We start from the raw sequence: 21,422 nt of genomic DNA, 5'->3' as shown, positions 1-21,422 counted from the left end.
TCATGCCGCCGGTCCTAGCGCGGGCACCGGCTCCGGCGCACGGCTTTTCTCGCGCAGGGCCGCCCGGACGGGGCCGGTGCCGGCGCGCGGATGGGCGGCGTCGAAGGCCTCCATCAGGCGGGCGGCGTCGATCTTCGTGTAGAGCTGCGTCGTGGCCAGCGAGGCGTGGCCCAGAAGCTCCTGGATCGCCCGCAACTCGCCCTGGCGCGCCAGCAGGTGGGTGGCGAAGGAGTGGCGCAGGGCGTGCGGCGTCGCGCTCTCGGGCAGGCCGAGGCCGCCCCGCATCGCCGCCACCGCGTACTGGATGATGCGCGGGGAGAGCGGGCCGCCCTTGGCGCCGACGAAGAGCGGGCCGTCCGGCGCCAGATCGTAGGGACATTCCGCGCGGTAGGCGGCCACCGCCGCGGCGACCACGGGCAGCACCGGGACCATCCGCATCTTGCCGCCCTTGCCCAGCACCGTGACGGCATCGACCCCCGGCACCGGCGCGTCCCGGGCGCTGAGCCCGAGGGCTTCCGAGATGCGCAGGCCCGAGCCGTAGAGCAGGGCCAGCACGGCCGCGTCGCGGGCCAGGATCCAGGGCTCGCGGGCCTCGCCGGCCCGCAGCTCCGGCCCGGTCATCGCCCGGGCGGCGGCGATGGGGATCGGGCGCGGCAGGCGCCGCTCCACCTTGGGCGAGCGCACGGCGCCCAGGGCCGCCACGGTGCCGTGGCCCTGGCGCTCGAGGTGGCGGGCGAAGGAGCGCAGGCCCGCCAGGGCCCGCATCAGCGAGCGCCCGCCGACCCCGTCCGCTCGGCGCGCGGCCATGAAGGCGCGCACGTCCCGGGGCTTGAGGGCGACGAGCTGGCCGATGCCGGGGGGGCCGTGCCGCCCGGCGCGATGGGCCAGGAACTGGCGCAGGTCCCGGGCATAGGCCTCGACGGTGTTGGGCGAGAGGCGCCGCTCCCGCGCGAGCTCGTCCCGCCAGGCCAGGGCCTCGGCGCGCAGGGCCGCATCCCCCGGAAAGGCCAGGGCGTCGGCGGGCAGCGGGGACGGGCCGGGTGCGGGGTATGCCATCCCGCCACTGAAGCCCGAGAGGCGTTGACGCTCCGTTGCCGCGGCACGCCTGCGGCGGGCCGAGGACGGGCGGACGAGAGACGCTTAACGTTGCGCCAACCATGTCGAAGACTCGGATGGAACCGTAGGAGATCTTGCAACCGCCGGCCGGTAAGCTCTGAGCCGAGACAGGCAGAGCTATGCAGATCGATCTTCAAACCCTCTGGTACCTGACGGTCGGGACGCTGCTGGTGTCGGCTTCGCTTCTCCTCTGGGAGCGGCAGGCCCATCCGGCTCGGGCCGGCCTCCTCGGCCTCCTGGCCGCGGGGCTCTTCGCCTTCGTCCTCGGCTGCCTCGTCGCGATGAACCGCAGCCGCTTCCCCGTCGCCCTCGGCATGGGGGCGACCAACCTCCTGATGGTGACGGGCTACCTCCTGGTCCTCAACGCCATGGCCGGGTTCGACGGCCGGCGGCATGTCCGGTCCTCCGTCGCGGCGCTGGGCGTCCTGGCCCTCGTCTGGGCGGTCGCCGGCACGCAGTTCCCGGCCGCCTTCTGGAACCATGTCTCGGCCCTGCCCATCGCGCTGGCCTGCGGGCTGGCGGCGTGGAGTCTGCTGCGCAGCCGCACGGTGCGGGGCCTGCGATCCCGGCCGGTCGCGGCGGCGATCTCGGCCGTCCACGCCGTGTTCTACCTCGGCCGGGCCTTCATCGCCCCCATCCTGGTGCAGCGCTACGGGCCGGACATGCTCCTGGTCGTCGCAAAGGCGACGATGTACGAGGCGGTCCTCTACTCGGTGGCGATGCCGATGTCCTTCCTGGCCCTGGTCCGCGAGGAGGAGAAGCGGCACCTCCTGCGCCTGTCGCACACCGACCATCTGACGGGGCTCGCGAACCGTCACGCCTTCTTCGCGCAGGGCGCCCGGATGCTCGCCGGGCGGCCCGGCCGCCCCGTCTCGCTCCTCGCCTTCGACCTCGACCACTTCAAGGCGATCAACGACCGCTACGGCCATCCGGCCGGCGACGCGATCCTGAAGCTGTTCGCCGAGACCGCCCGCGACGGGGCGGGACCCGACGCGCTCCTGGTCCGGCTGGGGGGCGAGGAATTCGCCGCGCTCCTGCCCGGATGCGACCGCCAGCAGGCGCTCAGCCGCGGCACGGCGATCGCGAGCCGGTTCGCCGCCGCGGCCGCGCGGACGGACGGCCCCGGAATCCCCGCCACGGTCAGCATCGGCCTCGCCGCCCCGGACGGCGGCGACCTCGCCGAACTGCTCGCGAGCGCAGACGGCGCACTCTACCAGGCGAAGCTCCTCGGCCGGAACCGCATCGAGGCCGCGGCTCCCCGCGACTGGCCCGCCGCGGCCTAGGGGCGCGATCCCGGCGCGCCACGGGGGTCCGCTCCCGGGTCCCGCCGGCGGATCGGCAGGAAGCCATCCGGCCCGGCCGCTCGCGCACCCGTCGGCGGACGCCCGGTCGCCCCGCTTCCCGGCAGCCCGGGCGCGCGCCGATTCGGTCTCGGGATACGCGACCCCGTGCGATACGGACCGTCCGAGCGGATCGGGGCGATCCTTGCCCGCACGCCGACCGACGAGACGGATACAGCGCTGCGAGAATCGATGCGATTCCGATCCTTCTCATGGCCTCGGCGTGACACACCTGATGAACCAGCATTGCGCGATCGAGGGCCGCTTTCTCCATCGCCGTCCGGACCGGCGCCGGAAACCATGGGTATTCGAAGGCTCGGTCGGAATTCCTGCCGAGGATTGTCTCAACGATGGAGCCGGTATGTCCGCTTGTGAATCCTCACGGTTGCGCTCCATCGCAGGAAAAACACCGATCCTCGCGATCGTGGCGCTGGGAATTTTCGTCTCGAATACCTCGATCGCGCGAGCGGTCGAACAAGCCGAGGCAACGACGGGAATCGTCGCGGTTCCGGCCGATGATTTTCTGAATTCTCTCGGGATCTGCATCCACCACGCGCAGGGCGTCGATGCGCAATCCTATGTCGCGCCCTTGAAGTATCTCGGCGTTCGAAACATTCGAGACGATTTTGGAAAACCCCAGGGCTACGTCTACCTGAACAAACAGACCGGCGTGAAAGCGAACCTCATTGCAAGCTCGAAGGATCTCGGCGTCACGATCGAAGGCTTGAAATACGTCGCCCGCGACGATGCGCTGCTCTCGATCGAGGGGCCAAACGAGCCGAATAACTTCCCGATAATCTATCAGGGAAAGACGGGTGGCGGCTTTCAAAGGCTGTTCGGGAAGCCGGCGGACTGGACCGCCGTCGCAAGCTTCCAGAGGGATCTCTACCATGCGGTCAAGACCGATGCTCTGCTTGCGAAGTATCCCGTCTTCAATGTTTCGGAGGTCGGCGCACAGAGCCCGAACCTCGGCCTTCAATTCCTGGAGATCCCGCCGGGCGCGGAGACGGTCTTTCCCGCGGGCACGAGATTTGCCGATTACCTGAATGTCCACAACTATGTCATCGGGACCCAGAAACGATACGTCGACAATCAGGCATGGAACGCCGCCGATCCGCTGCTGAATGCAGGCTGGGATGGTCTCTTCGGGAACCACGGCAGATTGTGGGGGCACGGGTATCGTGGCTACGGCAACGCGGAATTGCCTCACGTTCCGAAGGTCACGACCGAAACGGGCTGGGACTCGAATTCGGACTTCGGCGGCGAAAAGGTCCAGGGAACGGTGCTCCTGAACACCTATCTGGCTCAATACAAGAGAGGCTGGAAATACACGTTCCTATACATGCTCAGGGATGGGGAGGGCGGAGCCGGAAATCAGGGGGTCTACAATGCCGATTCCAGTCCGAAACGCGCTGCGCATTACATACATAACTTCACCTCCATCTTGTCCGACAAGGAAGAGATCAAGACGCCGCGCGCAGTCCGCTATCGGATCGAGAACGCATCCCCGACGACCCATGACCTCCTCCTGCAGGCGAAGCCGAACGAGTTCTTCCTGGTCGTCTGGGGCGAACGCACGTCCGGCGGAGAGGATGTCCAGATCAGAATGCCATCCAAGATGAAATCGGTCCGGATCTATGACCCCACCCTCGGGGCCGAGCCCATCGAGACGGCCGCTGAAACCGACCATCTGACACTATGGGTCACGGATCACCCGATCATCATCAGGTTCGTCGCTGACGCGTCTTGAAGTGCTTCAAAAACGCCCGGCCACGACCGGTTCCAGCCCTGAGCACGGCGGTGGGAGGGGCGTTTGGTGAGAGATTCATAGGGGGGCCGTTCGGCGCAGCCCCGGACCGTCACCCCCGCGCCATCCGTTCTTGCAGGAACGCGCGGATCCGCGCCTCGGCCCGGCGGGATTCCGGCAGGCCCAGCAGCGGGTAGACGTGCATCAGGCCGGGCTCCTCGTGATAGGCGAGGGGGGCCTCCTCCGCCCTCGCGCGGGCGGCGAGGCGGCGGGCATCGGCCACCAGGATGTCGTGGGTGCCGCAGAACAGTTCGATGGGCGGCAGGCCCCGCAGGGTGCCGAAGAGGGGGCTCACCCGCTCGTCCGCGGGGTCCCGGTCGCCCGCGTACCAGCGCCCGAGGGTCCGCAGGCCCGGGCGCATCAGCATCACGTCCAGGGGCTCGATCCGGGCCTGGGACGGGTCGGAGGTGGTGACGTCGAGCCAGGGCGAGATCAGGACGAGGCCGGCGGGACCGGTCTGCCCGGCCCCGTCGCGGAGCTGCATCGCCAGGGACAGGGCGAGGCCGCCCCCGGCGGAATCGCCCATCAGGGCGATCGGCGCCGCGGGATCGGCCTGCGCGCAGGCCCGGTAGACCGCCGCCGCGAAGGCACAGATGTCGGCGCAGGCGTGCTCCGGCGTCAGCGGGTAGAGCGGCACCGTGACCGTGAGGCCGGTGGCGGCGACCAGCCGGGCGACGAAGCGCCAGTGGATGCGGGTGATCGGGCTCGTATAGGCGCCCCCGTGCAGGTAGATCACGCGGCCCGCCCGGGCTCCCGTGCGCGGCGCGAGATGGAAGACCTCGAAGCCGTCGCGGGTCTCCCAGGTCACCGTCAGGGTCCGGCGCAGGGCGGGCGTCGGCCGGGCCGGGCGCGGGCGCTCGGCCACCGTCGCCTCGGGGTCACGGTCCGCCCGGGCGAGGCCGCGCCGGCGCCCGGTGAGGCGGATCGCCAGGGCGACGAGGCGCGCGGGCAGGCTGGTCACAGCCGGGCCGCGATGATGTCGCCCACCCGCAGGGCGTTGGCGATGATCGTCAGCGTCGGGTTCACGGCTCCGATCGAGGGAAAGAAGCTCGCATCGGTGACGTAGAGGTTGTCGATGCCATGCGCCCGGCAATCGAGGTCGAGCACCGACGTGGCGGGGTCCTCGCCGAAGCGCAGGGTGCCGGCCTGATGCGCCGTGCCGCCGATGGGCACGTCCTTGCCGAGGTAGAGCGAGCGGTCGAACAGGTGCGGGTGCACGTCGAGCTTGCCGCAGAGGTCGCGCAGCTTCGCTTTGAGCCGGGCATGCCCCTCCATGTTGCTCTCGGTGAGGTCGAGCCGGACCCGGCCGCCCTCGTAGAAGATCCGGTTCTCCGGCCGGGGCAGGTCCTCCGAGGTCAGCCAGAAGTCGAGGGAATGCTTGGCGATCCAGTCGAAGGGCTTTTCGGGAAACCATTGCAGGAGGCCCGGCAGGCCCTCGCCGTGGACCTGCGTGCCGTCGGACTTGCCGACCATCTGGATGTGGCCCAGCGGAAAGTCCCAGTCGTCCGCACCGAAGTAGAAGTCGTTCAGCCCGAGGGTCTTCTGGAACTTCGTCGGGTTCGGGGTCCTGGAGACCGCCAGCACGGTGGCGTTGTTGTGGCGCATGTAGTTGCGCCCGACCTGGCCCGAGGCGTTGGCGAGCCCTTGGCGGTGCGCGTCGTTGGCCGAGCGCAGCATCAGCAGCGCCGAGGAGAGGGCGCCGCAGGCCACCACCACGATGTCGCCCGTCACCGTGCGGCGCTGCCCGTCGCGGACGAGCTCGACCCCGGTGATCGCGCGCCCGCTCGGGCCGGTGAGGAGGCGTTCCACGTAGGCGCCGGTCCAGAGGGTGAGGTTCGGGTGCCGGGCCAGGGCCGGGTCGACGCAGATGACCTGTGCATCGGCCTTGCCGTTGGTGAGGCAGGGATAGCCGTCGAAGGCATCGCAGCGGATGCAGGCCGAGTGCGGCAGGGCCTGCCCGTCGCGCTCGTCGAGCAGCACCCCCACCGGCAGGTGGAAGGGCCGGTGGCCCTCGCGCTTCAGCCCGTCGAAGAGCTCCTGGATGCGCGGCTCGTGGGAGACCGGCGGGTAGGCGTAGGGCTTGTCCGCCGGCGGCTCGGTGGGGTCTTCCCCGCGCAGGCCGTGCACGTGGTAGAGGTCTTCCGCGGCCTGGTAGTAGGGCGCGAAGGTGTCGTACTTCACCGGCCATTCGGGCGCGTCGCCGTCGGGATGGCGCACCACCTCGAAGTCTTGGCTTCGCAGGCGCAGCAGCACCGAGCCGTAGACCTTGCTGTTGCCGCCCACGTAGTAGTGCAGGCCCGGGCGGAACGTGCGCCCGTCGGCGCCGTACCAGGTCTCGGCCGCCTGGTAGCGCGCATCCACGAACACCGCTCGGGCATCCCAGTTCTCGCGCTCGCGCGGCAGGTAGCCGCCCCGCTCCAGCAGCAGCACGCGCTTGCCGGTCTGGGCGAGGCGCCAGGCCATGGTGCCGCCGCCCGGCCCCGAGCCCACGATGACGACGTCGTAATGGTCTGGGCTCATGGGGTCCTTCGCGGGTCCTTCGAGAGTCCGTGTCGCGGCCCGGGCGGGCCACGGATGCCAGCGTCGTGCCGGCCGCCGGGCGGGGGCCGCCGGCGGGAGGCCTCCGACGCTTCGAACGTTTGAACCGGCGCGCAGGTGCCGCGTTCAACCGCCGATGGCATCACGTTCGCTTGGGAAGCCTTCGCTGGGGGCCGGCCTCCGCTCCGGGGCGCCGTCACCGTCGCCGGGGCGATCCCGGCGTCTCCGGGGCCGCTCCTCGCGCCCGTCTCAGGTCTGGACCGCTCCGTGATCGCATTCAGCCTCGTCGTCGCCTTCGCGGTCCGGCTCCTCCTGGTGCTGCTGTTCCTGCCCTTCAGCGCGCTCGACAAGATCCTGAACTTTCGCGGCGCGGTGGGGCAGGCGCGGGAGCGCGTCGCCGGCACCGGGCTCGCCCGGGCGCTCATCCTCGCCGGGCTGTTCGTCGAGATCGTGATGTCGGCCGGCATCCTCACCGGCATCGCCGACCGGGCCGCCGCCTTCGTGCTCGCCGGCTATTGCGGCGTCACCGCCCTCCTGTGGAAGCAGTTCTGGCGCCCGGGCGATTTCTGGGCCGGCGGCGACAGCAAGGGCCGGGGCCTGTTCTGGGACTTCCTGAAGAACTTCGCGCTCGCCGGCGGTTTCCTCCTCATCACCTTCGGCACCGGGGCCGATACCGTGCGGCTCTTCCTTTCCGACCCGCTGGCCTCGTCGCAGCCCTACCGCACCGCCCCCGTCCCCGAGCCCGCCCGGGCGATTCCGTGAGTGATCCCATGAGTGACGCCGAGAGTGACGCGACTGCCCCTGAGAAACCCCGCGTGCCCTACTGGCACCTCTGGACCGACGCCGAGGGCGTCAGCCACCAGACCCGCTGCGCGCTGACCGACTTCGACATGAAGTCGATGCAGCCGCCGGCCGACCCGCAATGGCAGGGCACCAAGACCCATGACGGCGCCACCGTGATGGTCACGGTGCAGCCGGTGGGCTGGACCGGCGCCTGGCACGAGAACCCGAAGCCCCAATGGATCATCCCGCTCTCGGGCCGCTGGTTCGTCGAATCCATGGACGGCACCCGCGTCGAGATGGGACCCGGCGAGATCTCCTTCGGGGAGGACCAGAACACGAGGCCGCGGGACGGGCGCCAGGGGCACCTCTCCGGCACCGTCGGGTCCGAGCCCGCCGTGCTGATGGTGGTGCAGTTCGATTCGCCGCCGACCGTCGCCACCCCGTGCCGGTTCCGGTAGCGTCGTGTCGGGCTTCGAGATCGTCGATCCGCGCTTTGCCGGGTACCTGCTCGGCAATGCCGAACTCGAGGAGATCGCCACCGGCTTCCGCTGGATCGAGGGGCCGGTCTGGTTCGGGGATGCCGATTGCCTCCTGTTCCAGGACCTGCCCCGCGACCGCACCATGCGCTGGAGCGAGGCCGAGGGACTGTCGGTCTACCGGGCGCCCTCGCACTTCGCCAATGGCCAGACCCGCGACCGCCAGGGCCGGCTGATCGCCTGCTCGCACCGGAACCGCTGCCTGTCGCGCACCGAGTATGACGGCGCCGTCACCACCCTGGTCACCCACCATGCCGGGCGCCGCCTCAACGCCCCGAACGACGTGGTGGTGGCCTCCGATGGAGGGATCTGGTTCACCGATCCGGTCTACGGCATTTCCAACGACTACGAAGGCGGCCGCCAGACCTCCGAGCAGCCGCCCGCCCTCTATCGCCTGGACCCGGCTTCGGGCGCGATCCGCGCCATGGCGACCGATTTCGACGGGCCGAACGGGCTCGCCTTCTCCCCCGACGAGCGCCGGCTCTACGTGGCCGAGACCGGCGACCAGAGCCGGCCGAACCCGCGCCAGCACATCCGCGTCTTCGATGTCGGGCCGGACTTCGCGCTCTCGGGCGGCAGGGTCTTCCACACCGTCTCGCCGGGCTATTGCGACGGGATGCGGGTCGACGAGGACGGCAACGTCTGGAGCAGCGCCGCCGACGGCGTCCACTGCATCGACCCCGACGGCCACCTGATGGGCAAGATCTTCGTGCCCCACCGGGTCTCGAACCTCGCCTTCGGCGGCCGGATGAAGAACCGCCTGTTCATCGGCGGCTCGCAGACCCTCTACGCGATCTTCCTCGACCGGCGCGGCGCGCAGACGCCGTGAGCGCCGGATCCCTTCGCCTCAGCCGCATCCGCCTCGTCAGTGCCGATCCCGAGGCGCTCGCCGGTTTCTTCACCACGGCGCTCGGCTTCACCCGTGTGACCTCGACACGACCTCTGGTCGACCGGCGAACCACTTCGGGCGAAACCGTCGTGTCCCTCCGAATAGGCGCCGAGGCCGTCGACCTCGTCGGATTCGACCGGCCGGGCCGGCCCTATCCCGACGACGTGCCGGGCTGGAGCCCTCTGTTCCAGCACATCGCCCTCGTGGTCTCCGACATGGCCGCCGCCCATGCCCGCCTCGCCGCGTGCCCCGGCTGGCACCCGATCTCCACGGCCGGACCGGAGCGCCTGCCCGCAGCCTCGGGCGGTGTGAGCGCCTTCAAGTTCCGCGACCCCGAGGGGCATCCCCTTGAGTTCCTTGAGTTTCCTGCCGGCGGAGCAAGCGAGGCCCGGCGCCCGGCGGGGGCGGGTCCCTGCCTCGGCATCGACCACTCGGCCCTCTCGGCGGCGGACACCGTCGCGAGCCTCGTCTTCTACGCGGGCCTCGGCTTCACGATCGGCGCGTGCTCCATCAATGTCGGTCCCGAGCAGGCCCGGCTCGATCGCGTCCCCGACCCGCACGTCACCGTGACGGGCCTGCACCCGCCGGGGGCGCCGGCGCCGCACGTCGAACTCCTTGACTATGCAGGGGAATTTTCTCGCGACGGCCATGCTTGCGGCGACCACGACATCGCCGCCACCGTCCTGGTCTTCGCCGGCACCGGTACGATGCCCCGCCAGATCCGCGATCCGGACGGCCACCGCTTGCGGCTGACCTGAGGCCCCGCTCCGGTTGGCCGGACATCAGGCGCGACGCTCCTCGGACGCGCCGTCCCCCTCGCTCTCGTCTGCAATGCGTCCCACGCCGTCGCGTGGCCGTTAGCCGGTCGAGGGTACGTCCTGCGCCGCGATCCAGGTCAGTGCCTCGGCCAGATCGAGGAAGGGGGCCGGCCGCGGCGACCCGAGCCTGCCGAAACCCACCTCGAGGAACCAGCAGCCCGCCTCGGCGCCGTGGTCGGACGAGAGCCGGACCAGGATCGCGACGAGGCTTCCTCCGGCCAGCACCAGCCGGCCTTCCTCGTCCTGGCTCTCGGTCCGGATCCGGACGGGCTGGAGGCTCAGGGTCATGGCACGGCGGGCTTCTTCTGATGCAGATAGGCCGGGTCGAACTCCGCGCGGTTCGTCAGTGCGTCCCAGTCGTGGATGACGAGGCGCTGCCCCTGGAGCGTCAGCAGGCCCTGCCCGCGCAGTTCCTGCAGGACGCGGTTGACGTGAACGTTCGAGACGCCGATCGCGTCGGCGATGTCGCCCTGCGTCAGAGCCATCTCACAGGTGAAGTCCCGCGCCAGCTCCACGGCGTGGAGCTTCAGGTAGATTTCGCAGAACAGGTGAGTGATCCGGCCGAGGGTCGAGCGCCGGCCGATATTGGTCATCCATTCCCGGAAGATCGCGGCATCCACCAGGGTATCGCGCCAGAGGGCGGCGGTGATGCCGGGATGCGTGCGGGTAAGTTCGAGCAGCGCCTCATGCGGAATGAAGGCCAGGGTGCAGGCCGTCAGGGTACTGAGGCTGTGGTCCATCACCGGCAGGTGGAGGCTCTGCAGGTCGGGGATGTCGCCCGGGATGTGCACCGACAGGATCTGGCGCTTGCCCTCGTCGAGAAGCTTGTACCGGAAAGCCCAGCCATCCAGCAGGAGGCAGCACTGCTTGGGATGGTCGCCGTCGCGCACGATGTCCTGGTGGGCGCCGAGCTGTCGGCGCGTCACGGGCAGGCCTTCGATCGCGCGACGCTCCGCGTCGGAGACGGTGATGATCGTCTCCAACTTCCGAATGAGCATGCTGAGATCGGCGCCAGCGGCGAGGCTCATTGCGAAGATGCCTTTCTTTGGCGGGTCTGATGCCGGCGAGTCCGGCCGTTCGAGGTTAAGCCTCGGGCCGTCCAAAGCGGGCAGGGACGGCGCATCGGAACCCCATGGATCGGCCAGGCTGTACCGCCGTCACCTTGTAGCACGAAGAAAGATGGGGAGGCGCGAACTTTGGCCATCGCCGTCGTGGGCGGTACGATCCGTGGCGCGACGGGGTGGCAGCGCCCGAATGCCCCTGCATTAACAGCACGAAAGCCGATGCCTTAGCAAATCGCGACGACAAATGGATGCCTGTCGATGAAGGGGAAGTTGTCACGCGGATGTGAATCGGTCTCGGGCTCAGGCAAGCGATTCCCGACCTCGTTGGAGGATGGGGTGGAGCGGGTGGGAGAACTGCAACTGGCCTCGGCGCACAATCGTCCCCTGGGGGATGCCATCTTTGAGGGGATGCCATCCGACGAATTTGCCGGACTTCAGCCGAGCCTTCCACGGCCTGGCTACGCCTTGGTCGTGACCGGCGCGGGCGGGGGCTGAATTGAGGTCGGCCTCATCGGACCCGAGGGCCTGACCGGTGCTGTTTGGAAGCGACCGGACGCCCCACCACACCTTTGTCCCGGTTCCGGGGCAATGCCGGCGATCAACGCCGATCGCCTCATGGCTGCAATGGATGTCGCGTCCTCCCTTCACACCCCTCTCCTGCGCTTCGTCCGAGTCCGGATCGTTCAACTCGGACAGACTGCCTGCGGGCACGCGACACTGCCACTGCAGGTTCGGCTGGCGCGCTAGATCTTGATGTCTCCGGTCGCGTGAGTGGCGATGGGATGTCTGCGGCTCATACGTTCCTCGCCCAATCACTGCGGGCTGAGCACGGGAGTCCGACGGGTGCCGTCGCGCCGGCTTCCGACAACAGGGCAGGGCCGGGCCGTTGCAGCTGTTGAGACGTGAGCCGCCCGGCCCCTATCGGAGCGCTGACCTTGGGAAGGAGGCACTTCGATCAGGGAATGGAAGATCCGCACGCTTGAGCACGCGAAATCCGGGTGTCTTCTGGGATGTCGGCATCGGGGTTGCCGAATTCAACCGCTCTTGAGGCCAGGCTAGGCCATGACTGAGACCGGCGCGTCGCAGAATTCAGTCTTCGCCGAAGCCGAAGCCTGCGTTACTGGATCCAGCATCGAATTTCATATCAGATCTGACCTGTCGGATTTGAGTATTAATGAAGATGATCCGGATGACGGAGAAGGTGAGGTTTATGCCGTTCGGAAACGTTGCCGTACCACGGCTCGATCCGCGCGCGTCCTGTCGCGAGAAATGGCTGTGGACTTGGTCGACCACGGCACCGTACAACCATTCCAATGACGGAGCCGCCGCCGCGGAGATCTGGTGGAGCACGGCTCACGACTAGGCGAAACGGCAGGAAACGCATGATCCGGTTGAACCTGAACGGCACCGTCCGCGAGGTCGAGGCCGAGCCTGACACCCCGCTTCTCTGGGTCATCCGCGAACAGGCGGGCCTGACCGGAACGAAGTACGGCTGCGGCATCGCCCAGTGCGGCGCCTGCACGGTGCATATCGATGGCACGGCGGTGCGCTCCTGCTCGATGCCGGTGTCCAGCGTGACACCGGACCAGAAGATCGTGACGATCGAAGGCCTGTCGAAGGATCGCTCGCACCCGGTGCAGAAGGCCTGGGCCGAACTCGATGTGCCGCAATGCGGCTTTTGCCAATCCGGGATGATCATGGCGTCGGCGGCGCTGTTGGCCCAGAACCCGCACCCCAGCGAGGCGCAGATCCGCTCCGAGATCACCAATATCTGCCGCTGCGGCACCTACAGCCGCGTCCTGGCCGGTATCAAGCTCGCCGCCGATGGCGGCCAGGCCGGTTGAGGAGAGAGCGATGAACGCCCCCATGAAGAACCTCTCCCGCCGCGCTTTCGTGGCCGGCACGGCCGCTGCAGGCCTCAGCCTCGGCTTCCACGTGCCCTTCCCCGAAGCCGCCGCCACTGCGCTCACGCCCGAGGTCAATGCGTGGGTGGTGATCAAGCCCGACGAGACCGTAGTCATCCGCATCGCCCGCTCCGAGATGGGGCAGGGCACCCTGACGGGCCTCGCCCAACTCGTGGCCGAGGAACTCGGCTGCGACTGGTCGAAGGTGGTCACCGAGTACCCGACGCCGGGCCAGAACGTCGCCCGCGGCCGGGTCTGGGGCGATTTCGGCACCGGCGGCAGCCGCGGCATTCGCGAATCGCAGGACTACGTCCGCAAGGGAGGCGCGGCCGCCCGCATCATGCTGGTCGAGGCCGCTGCCAAGGGCTGGGGCGTCGCCCCGTCTGAGTGCCGAGTCGAGAAGGGCGTGATCAGCCATACGGGTTCCGGCCGCACCACCACCTTCGGCGCGGTTGCGATGGAGGCAGCCAAGGGCACACCGCCGAAGGACATCGTCCTCAAGGATCCGAAGGACTGGACCATCGCCGGCAAACCGGTGAAGCGTCTCGACACCGTCGAGAAGACGGATGGCAGCCAGATCTACGGCATCGACCTGACGATGCCCGGCCTCCTGAACGCGGCGATCCGCGACTGCCCGGTCTTCGGCGGCACGGTGAAGAGCTTCGACGCCAAGGCGGTCGAGGGCATGCCAGGCGTGAAGAGGGTCGTGGCGGTGGACGATTCCGGCGTGGCGGTGATCGCGGATACGTTTTGGCGTGCCAAGACCGCGGTGGAGGCCCTACCGATCGTCTGGGACGAGGGCCCGAACGGTCAGGTCTCGAGCGAGACCATCGCGGCGACGCTGCGTGTGGGCCTCGACGCCGAGGAAGCCTATGTGGGCAACAAGGGTGGGGACGTCGCGAGCGCCTTGAAGGGAGCGGCCCGGGTCGTGGAGGCGACCTACGGCGTGCCGTTCCAGAACCACGCCACCATGGAGCCGATGAACGCTACGGTGCGCTGGACGCCGGAGCGCTGCGAGGCCTGGGCACCGACCCAGAACGGCGAGGCTGCACTCGCCGCCGTCGCTGAGGCCGCCGGCCTCTCGGCGAACCAGTGCGACGTCTACAAGCTCCTGCTCGGCGGCGGCTTCGGCCGGCGCGGCGCCACCCACGACTGGCTGCGCCAGGCCGTCCTCATCGCGAAGGAAATGCCCGGGACCCCGATCAAGCTGATCTGGACCCGCGAGGAGGACATGACCCACGGGCGCTACCATCCCATCACCCGGTGCCGGATGCGCGCCGGCCTCGATGAGGCCGGTAACCTCACCGGGCTGCACATGCGCATCTCGGGCCAATCGATCCTGGTCTCGGTGGCGCCGAACCGGATGGTGGACGGCAAGGACCCGGTGGTGTTCCAGGGCCTCAACCCCGGCGGCGCCGAGGCGGCGATCGGCTATGCCATCCCGAACATCCTGGTCGATCACGCGATGCGCAATCCGCACGTGCCGCCGGGGTTCTGGCGCGGCGTGAACATGAACCCGAACGCCATCTACCTCGAATGCTTTATGGACGAACTCGCCCATGCGGCGGGGCAGGATCCCCTGGCTTTCCGGCTGAAGCTGATGGACAAGCATCCCAAGCACCGGGCGGTGCTGCAGGCGGTGGCGGACAAGGTCGGCTGGGGATCAAAGCTTCCGCAAGGCATCCACCGCGGCCTCGCCCAGATGATGGGCTTCGGCTCTTACGTGGCGGCGGTGGCCGAGGTCTCGGTCGGCGATGACGGGGCGGTCAAGGTCCACCGCATCGTCGCGGCGACCGATCCGGGCCACGCCCTCAATCCGCAGCAGATCGATGCCCAGATCGCGGGTTCCTTCGTGTACGGGCTGTCGGCGGCCCTCTACCAGGAATGCACGGTCAAGGACGGCCGCATCGAACAGACGAACTTCGACACCTATCCGGTGATGCGCCTCCAAGAAATGCCGGTGGTCGAAACCATCGTGATGCCGTCGGGCGGGTTCTGGGGCGGCGTCGGAGAACCCACCATCGCGGTGGCGGCTCCTGCCGTGCTGAACGCCATCTTCGCGGCCACTGGAAAGCGCGTGCGCCAGATGCCCGTGAAGAACACGGACCTTCGGCGGGCGTGATGCGCGTCGCCGTCGTCGCGGCTTGGCTGCTGGCCGGCCCGGTCGGGTTGGCCTCGGCGGCGGAGCGCCCGCCACCGGGGGCGACCTCCTGTGCCGGGTGCCATGGCGAGGGCGCCGCGATGGGGGCGATCGACGGCCGTCCCGAGGCCGATATCGCGGCGGCGCTGGCCGATTACCGTTCGGGCGCGCGACCCGCAAGCGTCATGAGCCGCATCGCCAAGGGCTTCTCGGACGAAGAGAGCCGGGCCATCGCGGCCTATCTCGCGCGGCAGGGGCAGCCATGACCACGACGCGCCGTGCGCTTCTCGCCGCCGGGGCAGCCCTCGCCTTGGCGCGGCCGGCTCTGGCCCAGGCCGCCGCGAAGGTGGTGGTGATCGGCGGCGGCTTCGGCGGTGCCACGGCGGCGCGCGCACTCCACCGTGGTGGCCTGGACGTGACGCTCGTGGAGGTGAACCCGACCTACGTCTCCTGCCCCTTCAGCAACGAGGTGATTGCCAGCCTTCAGCCCATGGCGGCGCAGCGCTTCGGCTACGAAGGGCTCGCCCGCGCGGGTATCCGGGTGGTGCACGCCGCTGCCACCGGAATCGAGGCAGGTGCGCGCCAGGTCGCCCTCGCTGACGGCACCGCGCTCGCCTATGACCGCCTCTTGCTCTCGCCGGGGATCGACCTGAGGTTCGACGCCATTCCCGGCTACGACGCGGCCGCCGCCGACCGCATGCCTCATGCCTGGAAGGCGGGGGAGCAGACGCTGCTCCTCGCCCGGCAGCTCGCGGCGATGCCGGAGGGCGGCACCGTGGTGCTGTCGGTGCCGGGCAATCCCTATCGCTGCCCGCCCGGCCCCTACGAGCGGGCGAGCCTGATCGCCCATGTGCTCAAGACCACCAAGCCGCGCGCCAAGCTGATTCTCCTCGACGCCAAGGACACCTTCTCGAAGCAGCGCCTGTTCCAGTCGGCTTGGAAAACGCTCTATCCGACCCAGCTCGAATACGTGCCGCTGGCGGAGGGCGGGCAGGTCTCGGCCGTCGACCCGGATGCCATGATCGTCCGGACCGACTTCTCGGAGTACAAGGCTGACGTGGCCTGCATCATCCCGCCCCAAAGGGCCGGCCGGATCGCGGATGTTGCGGGGGTCGCCGACCGCAGCGGCTGGTGCCCGATCGACCCCGTCACCTTCGAATCCCGGCTGGTGCCGGGCATCCACGTCATCGGCGACGCGGCCATCGCCGGGGCGATGCCGAAATCCGCCTTCTCGGCCAACGCCCAGGCCAAGGTCTGTGCCGATGCGGTGATCGACCTCCTGGCCGGCCGGGCGCCCGGGACGCCGAAGCTGATCAACACCTGCTACAGCCTGGTGGCGCCCGGCTACGGGATCTCGATCGCGGGCGTCTACCACCCGGCCGGCGGTGTCCTCGCCGATGTGGAAGGCGCTGGCGGGATCAGTCCGGTCGATGCGCCCATGGCCCTGCGCGAGCAGGAAGCGCTCTACGCCGCCGACTGGTACCGCACCATCACCCGCCAGGTCTTCGGGTGAGGCGGAGGCTGCATTGGGCCTGTATCGGCTGCGCGATCCTGGTGGTGCGGGTGGAGGCCGGGGAGCAGGCCGAGCCGGGCGCGGAGCGCCTGCGGTCCCTTGCCATCGTCGACCACGCCATCCCCGCGAGCCTGACCGGGATGCCGGGCGATCCCGCGCGAGGCCGCGCCCTCGTCGTCGACCGCACCAAGGGGCTCTGCCTGCTCTGCCATGCCGGACCGTTCCCGGAGGAGCGCTTCCCCGGCAATCTCGGCCCCGATCTCACGGGCGTCGGCGACCGGCTGGCGCCCGGGGCCCTTCGCCTGCGCCTCGTCGATGGCCGGGCCTTGAATCCGGACACCATCATGCCCTCCTATTTCAGTCTTGCGGGGACCACGCGGGTCAGTGCGGTTTGGCGCGGCAAGCCGGTGCTGGAACCTCAGGAGATCGAGGACGTCGTCGCCTTCCTGGCGACCCTGCGCGACACCCCTTCGGAAAGGCCGGCGCCGTGAGCCCGCAGACACCACACGCCCCGAGCCGCCGCCGCCTTCTCGCCCTCGGGCCCGGCCTCGCCGCGACGCTCGCCCTGCGCCCGGTGGCGGCCGGGGCCGCCATCCGCACCGAGAGCACGGCCGAGGCCATCCGGCGCTTCGCGGGCGAGGCCGAGATCCACGCGGGACGCATCCGGCTCGACCTGCCGCCGCTGGTCGAGAACGGCAACGCGGTGACGATCACCGTGACGGTGGACAGCCCGATGACCCCGGAGGACCATGTCCGCCGCATCGCGGTGTTCAACGACAAGAATCCGCAGCCGAATGTCATCACCGTATACCTGGGGTCGCGTGGAGGTCGCGCCGCGATCACGACCCGCATCCGGCTGGCCGACACGCAGCGCATCACCGCCATCGCGGAGACCAGCGACGGGCGCTACTGGTCGACCACGGCCGACGCCATCGTCACCCTCGCCGCCTGCCTGGAGGGTTGAGACGCCATGGCCCGCACCCTGATCAACGTTCCGAAGACCGCCCGGGCCGGCGAGGTCGTCACGATCAAGACCCTGATCTCGCATCCGATGGAGACCGGCTTCCGGCCGGGGGCCGACGGGCGCATCCGCCCGCGGGACATCATCACCGAATTCACCTGCCTCTACGACGGCGAGACGGTGTTCCGGGCCGAGCTGTTTCCCGCGACCGCCGCCAACCCCTACCTGACCTTCACCCTGTGGGCGACGCGGACGGGTACGCTCACCCTGACCTGGCACGGCGACAACGGTTTCTCGCAGACCGAGACCGCGACCTTGACGGTGACGTGAGGCGGCTCGCGCTCCTCATGCTCGCGGCTCTGGCGGCGGGACCGGCGCGGGCTGCCGAAATCCCCGGGGCCGAGCGGCGCTCGGGCTTCGACGCCATGAGCCCGGACATCCAGGCGATGCAGCGCGACGGGATGGCGAACCCGGCCCTGCTCTGGCTCGAGGACGGCGCCGACCTGTGGGGCAAGCCGCCGGCCCCGGACCGGCCCGCCTGCGCCGGCTGCCACGGCGAGGCGGCGACCGCGATGCGCGGCGTCGGCGCCCGCTACCCGGCCTGGGACGCCGAGACCGCGGCCCCGATCGACCTCCAGGGCCGGATCAATGCCTGCCGCCGGCGCCACCAGAACGCGGAGCCCTACCCGTACGAGAGCCGCGAGCTCCTCGGGCTCACCGCCTACGTCGCCGCCCAATCCGCGGGCCTGCCGATCACGGTCCCGGACGATTCCCGCCTCGGCCCCGCCCGGGCGGCCGGCCGGGCGCTGTTCACGCAGCGCATGGGCCAGCTCGGCCTGTCCTGCGCCGCCTGCCACGACGACCATCACGGGCGCCGCCTGGGCGCGGCCCTGATCCCGCAGGGACATCCCACCGGCTACCCGCTCTACCGTCTCGAATGGCAGGGGGTCGGCTCGGTGCAGCGGCGGCTGCGCAACTGCATGACGGGGATGCGGGCCGAGCCCTTCGCCTACGGCGCGGCGGATTTCGTCGCCCTGGAGCGCTACCTCATGGACCGGGCCGCGCCCCTGCCGGTCGAGACCCCGGCGGTGCGCCCGTGAGCCTCAGCGGAGCTGGGCGAGCACGAGCCCGCCGGCCGCCGTGACGAGGACGACGATCCAGGGCGGCGCCCGCCCCGCGGTGAGCAGCACGAAGGCCAGGACCGCGAGGGCGAAGTCGCGGGCATTGCCCACCGCGCTGACCCAGACGGGATCGTAGAGGGCGGCTCCGAGGATGCCGACAACGGCGGCGTTGGTGCCGCGCATCGCCGCCTGGGCCAGGGGGCGGGCGCGCAGGCCGTTCCAGTAGGGCAGGGCGCCGTAGACAAGGAGCAGGCCCGGCAGGAAGATCGCCATGAGGGCGATGGCCGCCCCGGGCAGGCCGTGCGGCGCCGGCCCGACCGCGGCACCGAGATAGGCCGCCACGGTGAAGAGCGGCCCCGGCACCGCCTGGGCGGCGCCGTAGCCGGCCAGGAACCGGGCCGGGTCGATCCAGCCGGGGCCGACCACCTCCGCCTGCAGCAGCGGCAGCACGACGTGGCCGCCGCCGAACACCAGGGCGCCCGAGCGGTAGAAGGCGTCGAACAGGGCGAGCCCCTGGCCCGCCGGACCCGCGCCGCCGCCCTGGGCGAGCAGGGCCGGCGCGAGGAGAGCCGGGGCGACGAACAGCCCCGCGAACAGGACGAGCGCCGCCGCGCCCGCCCGGCGCGAAACCGGCACCGCCAGGCGGCCACCGCCGCTCGCCGCGGGCTCGGCCCGGCACAGGAGCAGTCCCGCCATCGCGCCGAGGGCGATCACCAGCACCTGACCGATGGCCCCGGGCAGGAAGACGACCCCCATCAGCGCCGCGACGGCGATGCCGGCGCGGGGCCGGTCCGGGGTGAGCGCGCGGGCCATGCCCCAGACGGCCTGGGCCACCACCGCCACGGCCACGAGCTTGAGGCCGTGCAGCACGGCCTCGGCCCCGGGGCCCGTCAGGGAACCGGCCCCGAGGGCGAAGGCGAGGAGCACCAGGGCGGAGGGCAGCGTGAAGGCCGTCCAGGCGGCGAGTCCGCCGAGGAGGCCGCCGCCCCGCAGCAGCCCGAGGGAGAATCCGACCTGGCTGGAGGCCGGCCCCGGCAGGAACTGGCACAGGGCCACGAGGTCGGCATAGCCCGCCTCGTCGATCCAGCGCCGCCGATGCACCAGCTCCTCCCGGAAGTAACCGAGATGCGCGATCGGACCGCCGAAGGACGTCAGCCCGAGCTTGAGGAACACGCGGAACACCTCGGCGGTCCGGCCGGCGGCCGAACCGGGGCGGATGGCCGGCTCCGGGGGCCGTTCCTGCAGATTCACCCGTCGCTCCCCACGGTCGGATACGCTGACGGGCCGATCGGCCCGCTGCGCAACCTGTACCGGATCAGAGGCCGGATGCCATGGTGGGATCGGCGTCACCCTCCGGCGAAGTCGGCGCGGGCCGCGCCCCCGCCTGCCGACCCCCGGGCTCAGCCGTGAAGCAGGCCGTGATCCTGGATGTGGACGTTCTCGGCCGTCAGCAGAGCCTTCTCCACGCCCTTGAGCAGGATGGTGTCGTGGGCACTCAGCGTCAGCAGGGTATCGGCTCCCGCATCCGTCATATGATCCTGAAGCGCCGCGAAGCTCGAGACCTGAGCCCGGTCCAGCCGCAGGATGTCGTGTCCGCTGCCCGAGCCCGCATGGAATCCCGTGACCGTGTCCTGTCCGAAGCCGGATGCGAACACGAAGGTATCGCCGCCGGCGCTCTTGAGGGTGTCGCTCGCGCCGGGCGTGGAAACCAGCGTCTGGTCGGTCTGATAGGCGGTCTGGCTATGCGAACCGTCCGGTTTCGTCCGATCGACGAAGCCGATCTTGCCATTGGCCGCGTAGCTGGCGTGTTCGGCGACATGGTCCTTGCCGGTGATGCCGCTCCGATAGACATCGAAGGTCTTGTCCGGGTGCTGGACCACCGTTCTGATGGTCGCACCGTCGGCATCGTAGGTCTGGCTGGTGATGTCCGTCCCGATGACCTTGCGCATCATCAGGCTGCCATCGTCGCGGAACTGCTCCTGCAGGACGATCTTGCTGGCTCCGTCGTAGCGCGTGTGGGCCGAGGCGTAGGCCTTGCCGGCCAGGTTGTCGACATAGACGTCGTAGGACGCATCGGCGTGCTGCACGACCTTGCTGGCGAGTTTGCCGGAGGCGTCGTAGGTGGAGGTGACCCGGTCCCCGTCGACGAGCGCATGCTCCGTTCGGGCCAGTTCGCCCGGGATCGGCGCCGGTGCCGCGGCCGGTTTGAGAGCGGGCTCGAGGGCGGCGACAGACGTGGCGATCTGGGTCGAGGCGGCTGTCAGCGTCGTCCCCGTCGCGGCATGCGATGCGGCGGAGGCCGGCCCCGTTTGCGTCGCTGCGACGAGCGTCGACCCGGCACCGCCCGACTGCGCCGCGAGGGCCTGGACGATCGAGGACGCGCCGGCGGATGCGAGCGTCGCGAATTTTTCGCCGCTCCCGAGCGTCATGCCCCAATCGTTGTAGAGATGCGTTGCGCTCGAAAGTTTATAGAAGACGTTGTTGCTGTGATAAGCGCCGGACTGCTTGAAGAAGGAGTCGCCAGTATTCAGGTAGATGATGCTGTTATGGAAAGATAGCTGTCCCGATTTGTAGGCCTCATCCAGGAAAACGCTCGCTATGCTCTTGGTGCTGTTTTTCTGCTCGACGATCGTATTGTGGGACAGATCCACATTCCTGAACGTGCTGGCGAAGTTGCCGCCGCCATTGTGCAGGACGAGGAAGCCATTGTTGTTCAAGCTGACATTGTTCGAGACGGAGATGTTCGTCAGCGAGCTCTTGTAACCACCGGCCTCGATGAAGCCGACGGTGTTCTCGATCCAGTTGTTATGGATCTTGATGTTGTCCATCGTGCCGAACAGCTCGATGCCGCCGCCATCGTGGCCGTAGTCGAAGCTCGGCGCCTTGGCGTTG

At 69.7% G+C, this 21,422-nt stretch carries 21 protein-coding genes and 1 pseudogene; 15 read left to right on the top strand and 7 right to left on the bottom strand.

Going from position 1 to position 21,422, the window contains the following annotated elements; all coding sequences use genetic code 11:
* A complete protein-coding gene (locus tag ACLBWX_RS08115) occupies window positions 1–1,056 on the bottom strand; it encodes a tyrosine recombinase XerC (RefSeq protein WP_447676562.1) in 1,056 nt (351 codons plus the stop codon).
* A 179-nt stretch (window positions 1,057–1,235) separates the two neighbouring features.
* Between ACLBWX_RS08115 and ACLBWX_RS08110 the strand changes: the two genes are divergently transcribed.
* Window positions 1,236–2,399 (top strand): GGDEF domain-containing protein, encoded by a 1,164-nt coding sequence (locus ACLBWX_RS08110; RefSeq protein ID WP_447676561.1) that lies wholly within the window; start codon window positions 1,236–1,238, stop codon window positions 2,397–2,399.
* A 292-nt stretch (window positions 2,400–2,691) separates the two neighbouring features.
* Window positions 2,692–4,206, top strand: coding sequence for a glycosyl hydrolase (locus ACLBWX_RS08105; protein ID WP_447676560.1), 1,515 nt, complete (start codon window positions 2,692–2,694; stop codon window positions 4,204–4,206).
* 109 nt (window positions 4,207–4,315) lie between these two features.
* Here the strand turns inward: ACLBWX_RS08105 and ACLBWX_RS08100 are convergent, their stop codons facing one another.
* Both ACLBWX_RS08100 and ACLBWX_RS08095 read right to left on the bottom strand, forming a co-directional pair.
* Window positions 4,316–5,224, bottom strand: coding sequence for an alpha/beta hydrolase fold domain-containing protein (locus ACLBWX_RS08100; RefSeq protein ID WP_447676559.1), 909 nt, complete (start codon window positions 5,222–5,224; stop codon window positions 4,316–4,318).
* The gene (locus ACLBWX_RS08095) at window positions 5,221–6,783 is read right to left on the bottom strand and encodes a GMC family oxidoreductase (protein WP_447676558.1); all 1,563 of its coding nucleotides are present in this window, start codon (window positions 6,781–6,783) and stop codon (window positions 5,221–5,223) included. The genes ACLBWX_RS08100 and ACLBWX_RS08095 overlap by 4 nt, the downstream gene beginning before the upstream one ends.
* 285 nt (window positions 6,784–7,068) lie before the next feature.
* Here ACLBWX_RS08095 and ACLBWX_RS08090 point away from each other — a divergent pair, with 285 nt between their 5' ends.
* From ACLBWX_RS08090 to ACLBWX_RS08075, 4 genes are read left to right on the top strand one after another with little or no spacing between them, the layout of a single operon-like run.
* Window positions 7,069–7,563, top strand: coding sequence for a DoxX family protein (locus tag ACLBWX_RS08090; RefSeq protein ID WP_447676557.1), 495 nt, complete (start codon window positions 7,069–7,071; stop codon window positions 7,561–7,563).
* 53 nt (window positions 7,564–7,616) lie between these two features.
* Window positions 7,617–8,042 (top strand): cupin domain-containing protein, encoded by a 426-nt coding sequence (locus tag ACLBWX_RS08085; protein ID WP_447676556.1) that lies wholly within the window; start codon window positions 7,617–7,619, stop codon window positions 8,040–8,042.
* 4 nt (window positions 8,043–8,046) lie between these two features.
* Entirely contained in the window at window positions 8,047–8,949 is a 903-nt protein-coding gene (locus ACLBWX_RS08080; protein ID WP_447676555.1) for an SMP-30/gluconolactonase/LRE family protein, read from the top strand.
* Window positions 8,946–9,767 carry a VOC family protein gene (locus ACLBWX_RS08075; RefSeq protein ID WP_447676554.1) on the top strand — a complete coding sequence of 274 codons (822 nt, stop codon included), beginning with the start codon at window positions 8,946–8,948 and terminating at the stop codon, window positions 9,765–9,767. Before ACLBWX_RS08080 ends, ACLBWX_RS08075 begins: the two co-directional genes overlap by 4 nt.
* A 99-nt stretch (window positions 9,768–9,866) precedes the next feature.
* Here ACLBWX_RS08075 and ACLBWX_RS08070 read toward each other — a convergent pair whose 3' ends face one another.
* Entirely contained in the window at window positions 9,867–10,115 is a 249-nt protein-coding gene (locus ACLBWX_RS08070) for a hypothetical protein (protein ID WP_447676553.1), read from the bottom strand.
* Window positions 10,112–10,825: a Crp/Fnr family transcriptional regulator gene (locus tag ACLBWX_RS08065; protein WP_447676552.1), complete on the bottom strand. Its 714-nt coding sequence runs from the start codon at window positions 10,823–10,825 to the stop codon at window positions 10,112–10,114. Before ACLBWX_RS08065 ends, ACLBWX_RS08070 begins: the two co-directional genes overlap by 4 nt.
* Window positions 10,826–11,953: 1,128 nt before the next feature.
* On the opposite strand from ACLBWX_RS08065, the gene ACLBWX_RS08060 reads away from it, so the two are divergent.
* The 9 genes from ACLBWX_RS08060 (at window position 11,954) to soxA (ending at window position 18,509) form a co-directional block, all read left to right on the top strand.
* Window positions 11,954–12,208 (top strand): hypothetical protein, encoded by a 255-nt coding sequence (locus tag ACLBWX_RS08060; RefSeq protein WP_447676551.1) that lies wholly within the window; start codon window positions 11,954–11,956, stop codon window positions 12,206–12,208.
* Window positions 12,209–12,273: 65 nt separating this feature from the next.
* Complete coding sequence (locus ACLBWX_RS08055) at window positions 12,274–12,735, top strand: (2Fe-2S)-binding protein (protein ID WP_447676550.1); 462 nt, start codon at window positions 12,274–12,276, stop codon at window positions 12,733–12,735.
* 10 nt (window positions 12,736–12,745) lie between these two features.
* Window positions 12,746–14,917 (top strand): molybdopterin cofactor-binding domain-containing protein, encoded by a 2,172-nt coding sequence (locus tag ACLBWX_RS08050; protein ID WP_447676549.1) that lies wholly within the window; start codon window positions 12,746–12,748, stop codon window positions 14,915–14,917.
* A complete protein-coding gene (locus tag ACLBWX_RS08045) occupies window positions 14,917–15,201 on the top strand; it encodes a c-type cytochrome (protein WP_447676745.1) in 285 nt (94 codons plus the stop codon). The genes ACLBWX_RS08050 and ACLBWX_RS08045 overlap by 1 nt, the downstream gene beginning before the upstream one ends.
* Window positions 15,198–16,448, top strand: a complete 1,251-nt coding sequence (locus ACLBWX_RS08040) for an FCSD flavin-binding domain-containing protein (RefSeq protein ID WP_447676548.1) — start codon at window positions 15,198–15,200, stop codon at window positions 16,446–16,448. Before ACLBWX_RS08045 ends, ACLBWX_RS08040 begins: the two co-directional genes overlap by 4 nt.
* Complete coding sequence (gene soxX, locus ACLBWX_RS08035) at window positions 16,445–16,939, top strand: sulfur oxidation c-type cytochrome SoxX (RefSeq protein ID WP_447676547.1); 495 nt, start codon at window positions 16,445–16,447, stop codon at window positions 16,937–16,939. Before ACLBWX_RS08040 ends, soxX begins: the two co-directional genes overlap by 4 nt.
* Entirely contained in the window at window positions 16,936–17,412 is a 477-nt protein-coding gene (locus tag ACLBWX_RS08030) for a SoxY-related AACIE arm protein (RefSeq protein ID WP_447676546.1), read from the top strand. The genes soxX and ACLBWX_RS08030 overlap by 4 nt, the downstream gene beginning before the upstream one ends.
* Before the next feature lie 6 nt (window positions 17,413–17,418).
* The gene (gene soxZ / locus ACLBWX_RS08025) at window positions 17,419–17,739 is read left to right on the top strand and encodes a thiosulfate oxidation carrier complex protein SoxZ (RefSeq protein WP_447676545.1); all 321 of its coding nucleotides are present in this window, start codon (window positions 17,419–17,421) and stop codon (window positions 17,737–17,739) included.
* A 17-nt stretch (window positions 17,740–17,756) separates the two neighbouring features.
* A complete protein-coding gene (soxA, locus tag ACLBWX_RS08020; RefSeq protein WP_447676744.1) occupies window positions 17,757–18,509 on the top strand; it encodes a sulfur oxidation c-type cytochrome SoxA in 753 nt (250 codons plus the stop codon).
* A 3-nt stretch (window positions 18,510–18,512) separates the two neighbouring features.
* Here the strand turns inward: soxA and chrA are convergent, their stop codons facing one another.
* Both chrA and ACLBWX_RS08010 read right to left on the bottom strand, forming a co-directional pair.
* Window positions 18,513–19,775: a chromate efflux transporter gene (gene chrA, locus ACLBWX_RS08015; RefSeq protein WP_447676743.1), complete on the bottom strand. Its 1,263-nt coding sequence runs from the start codon at window positions 19,773–19,775 to the stop codon at window positions 18,513–18,515.
* 155 nt (window positions 19,776–19,930) lie between these two features.
* Window positions 19,931–21,422, bottom strand: a pseudogene (locus ACLBWX_RS08010) (hypothetical protein); the annotation flags it as partial.

Source organism: Methylobacterium sp. M6A4_1b, assembly GCF_053345175.1.
Note: the sequence above shows the minus strand (reverse complement) of the source record. Positions and strands in the feature narration are given on the sequence as shown.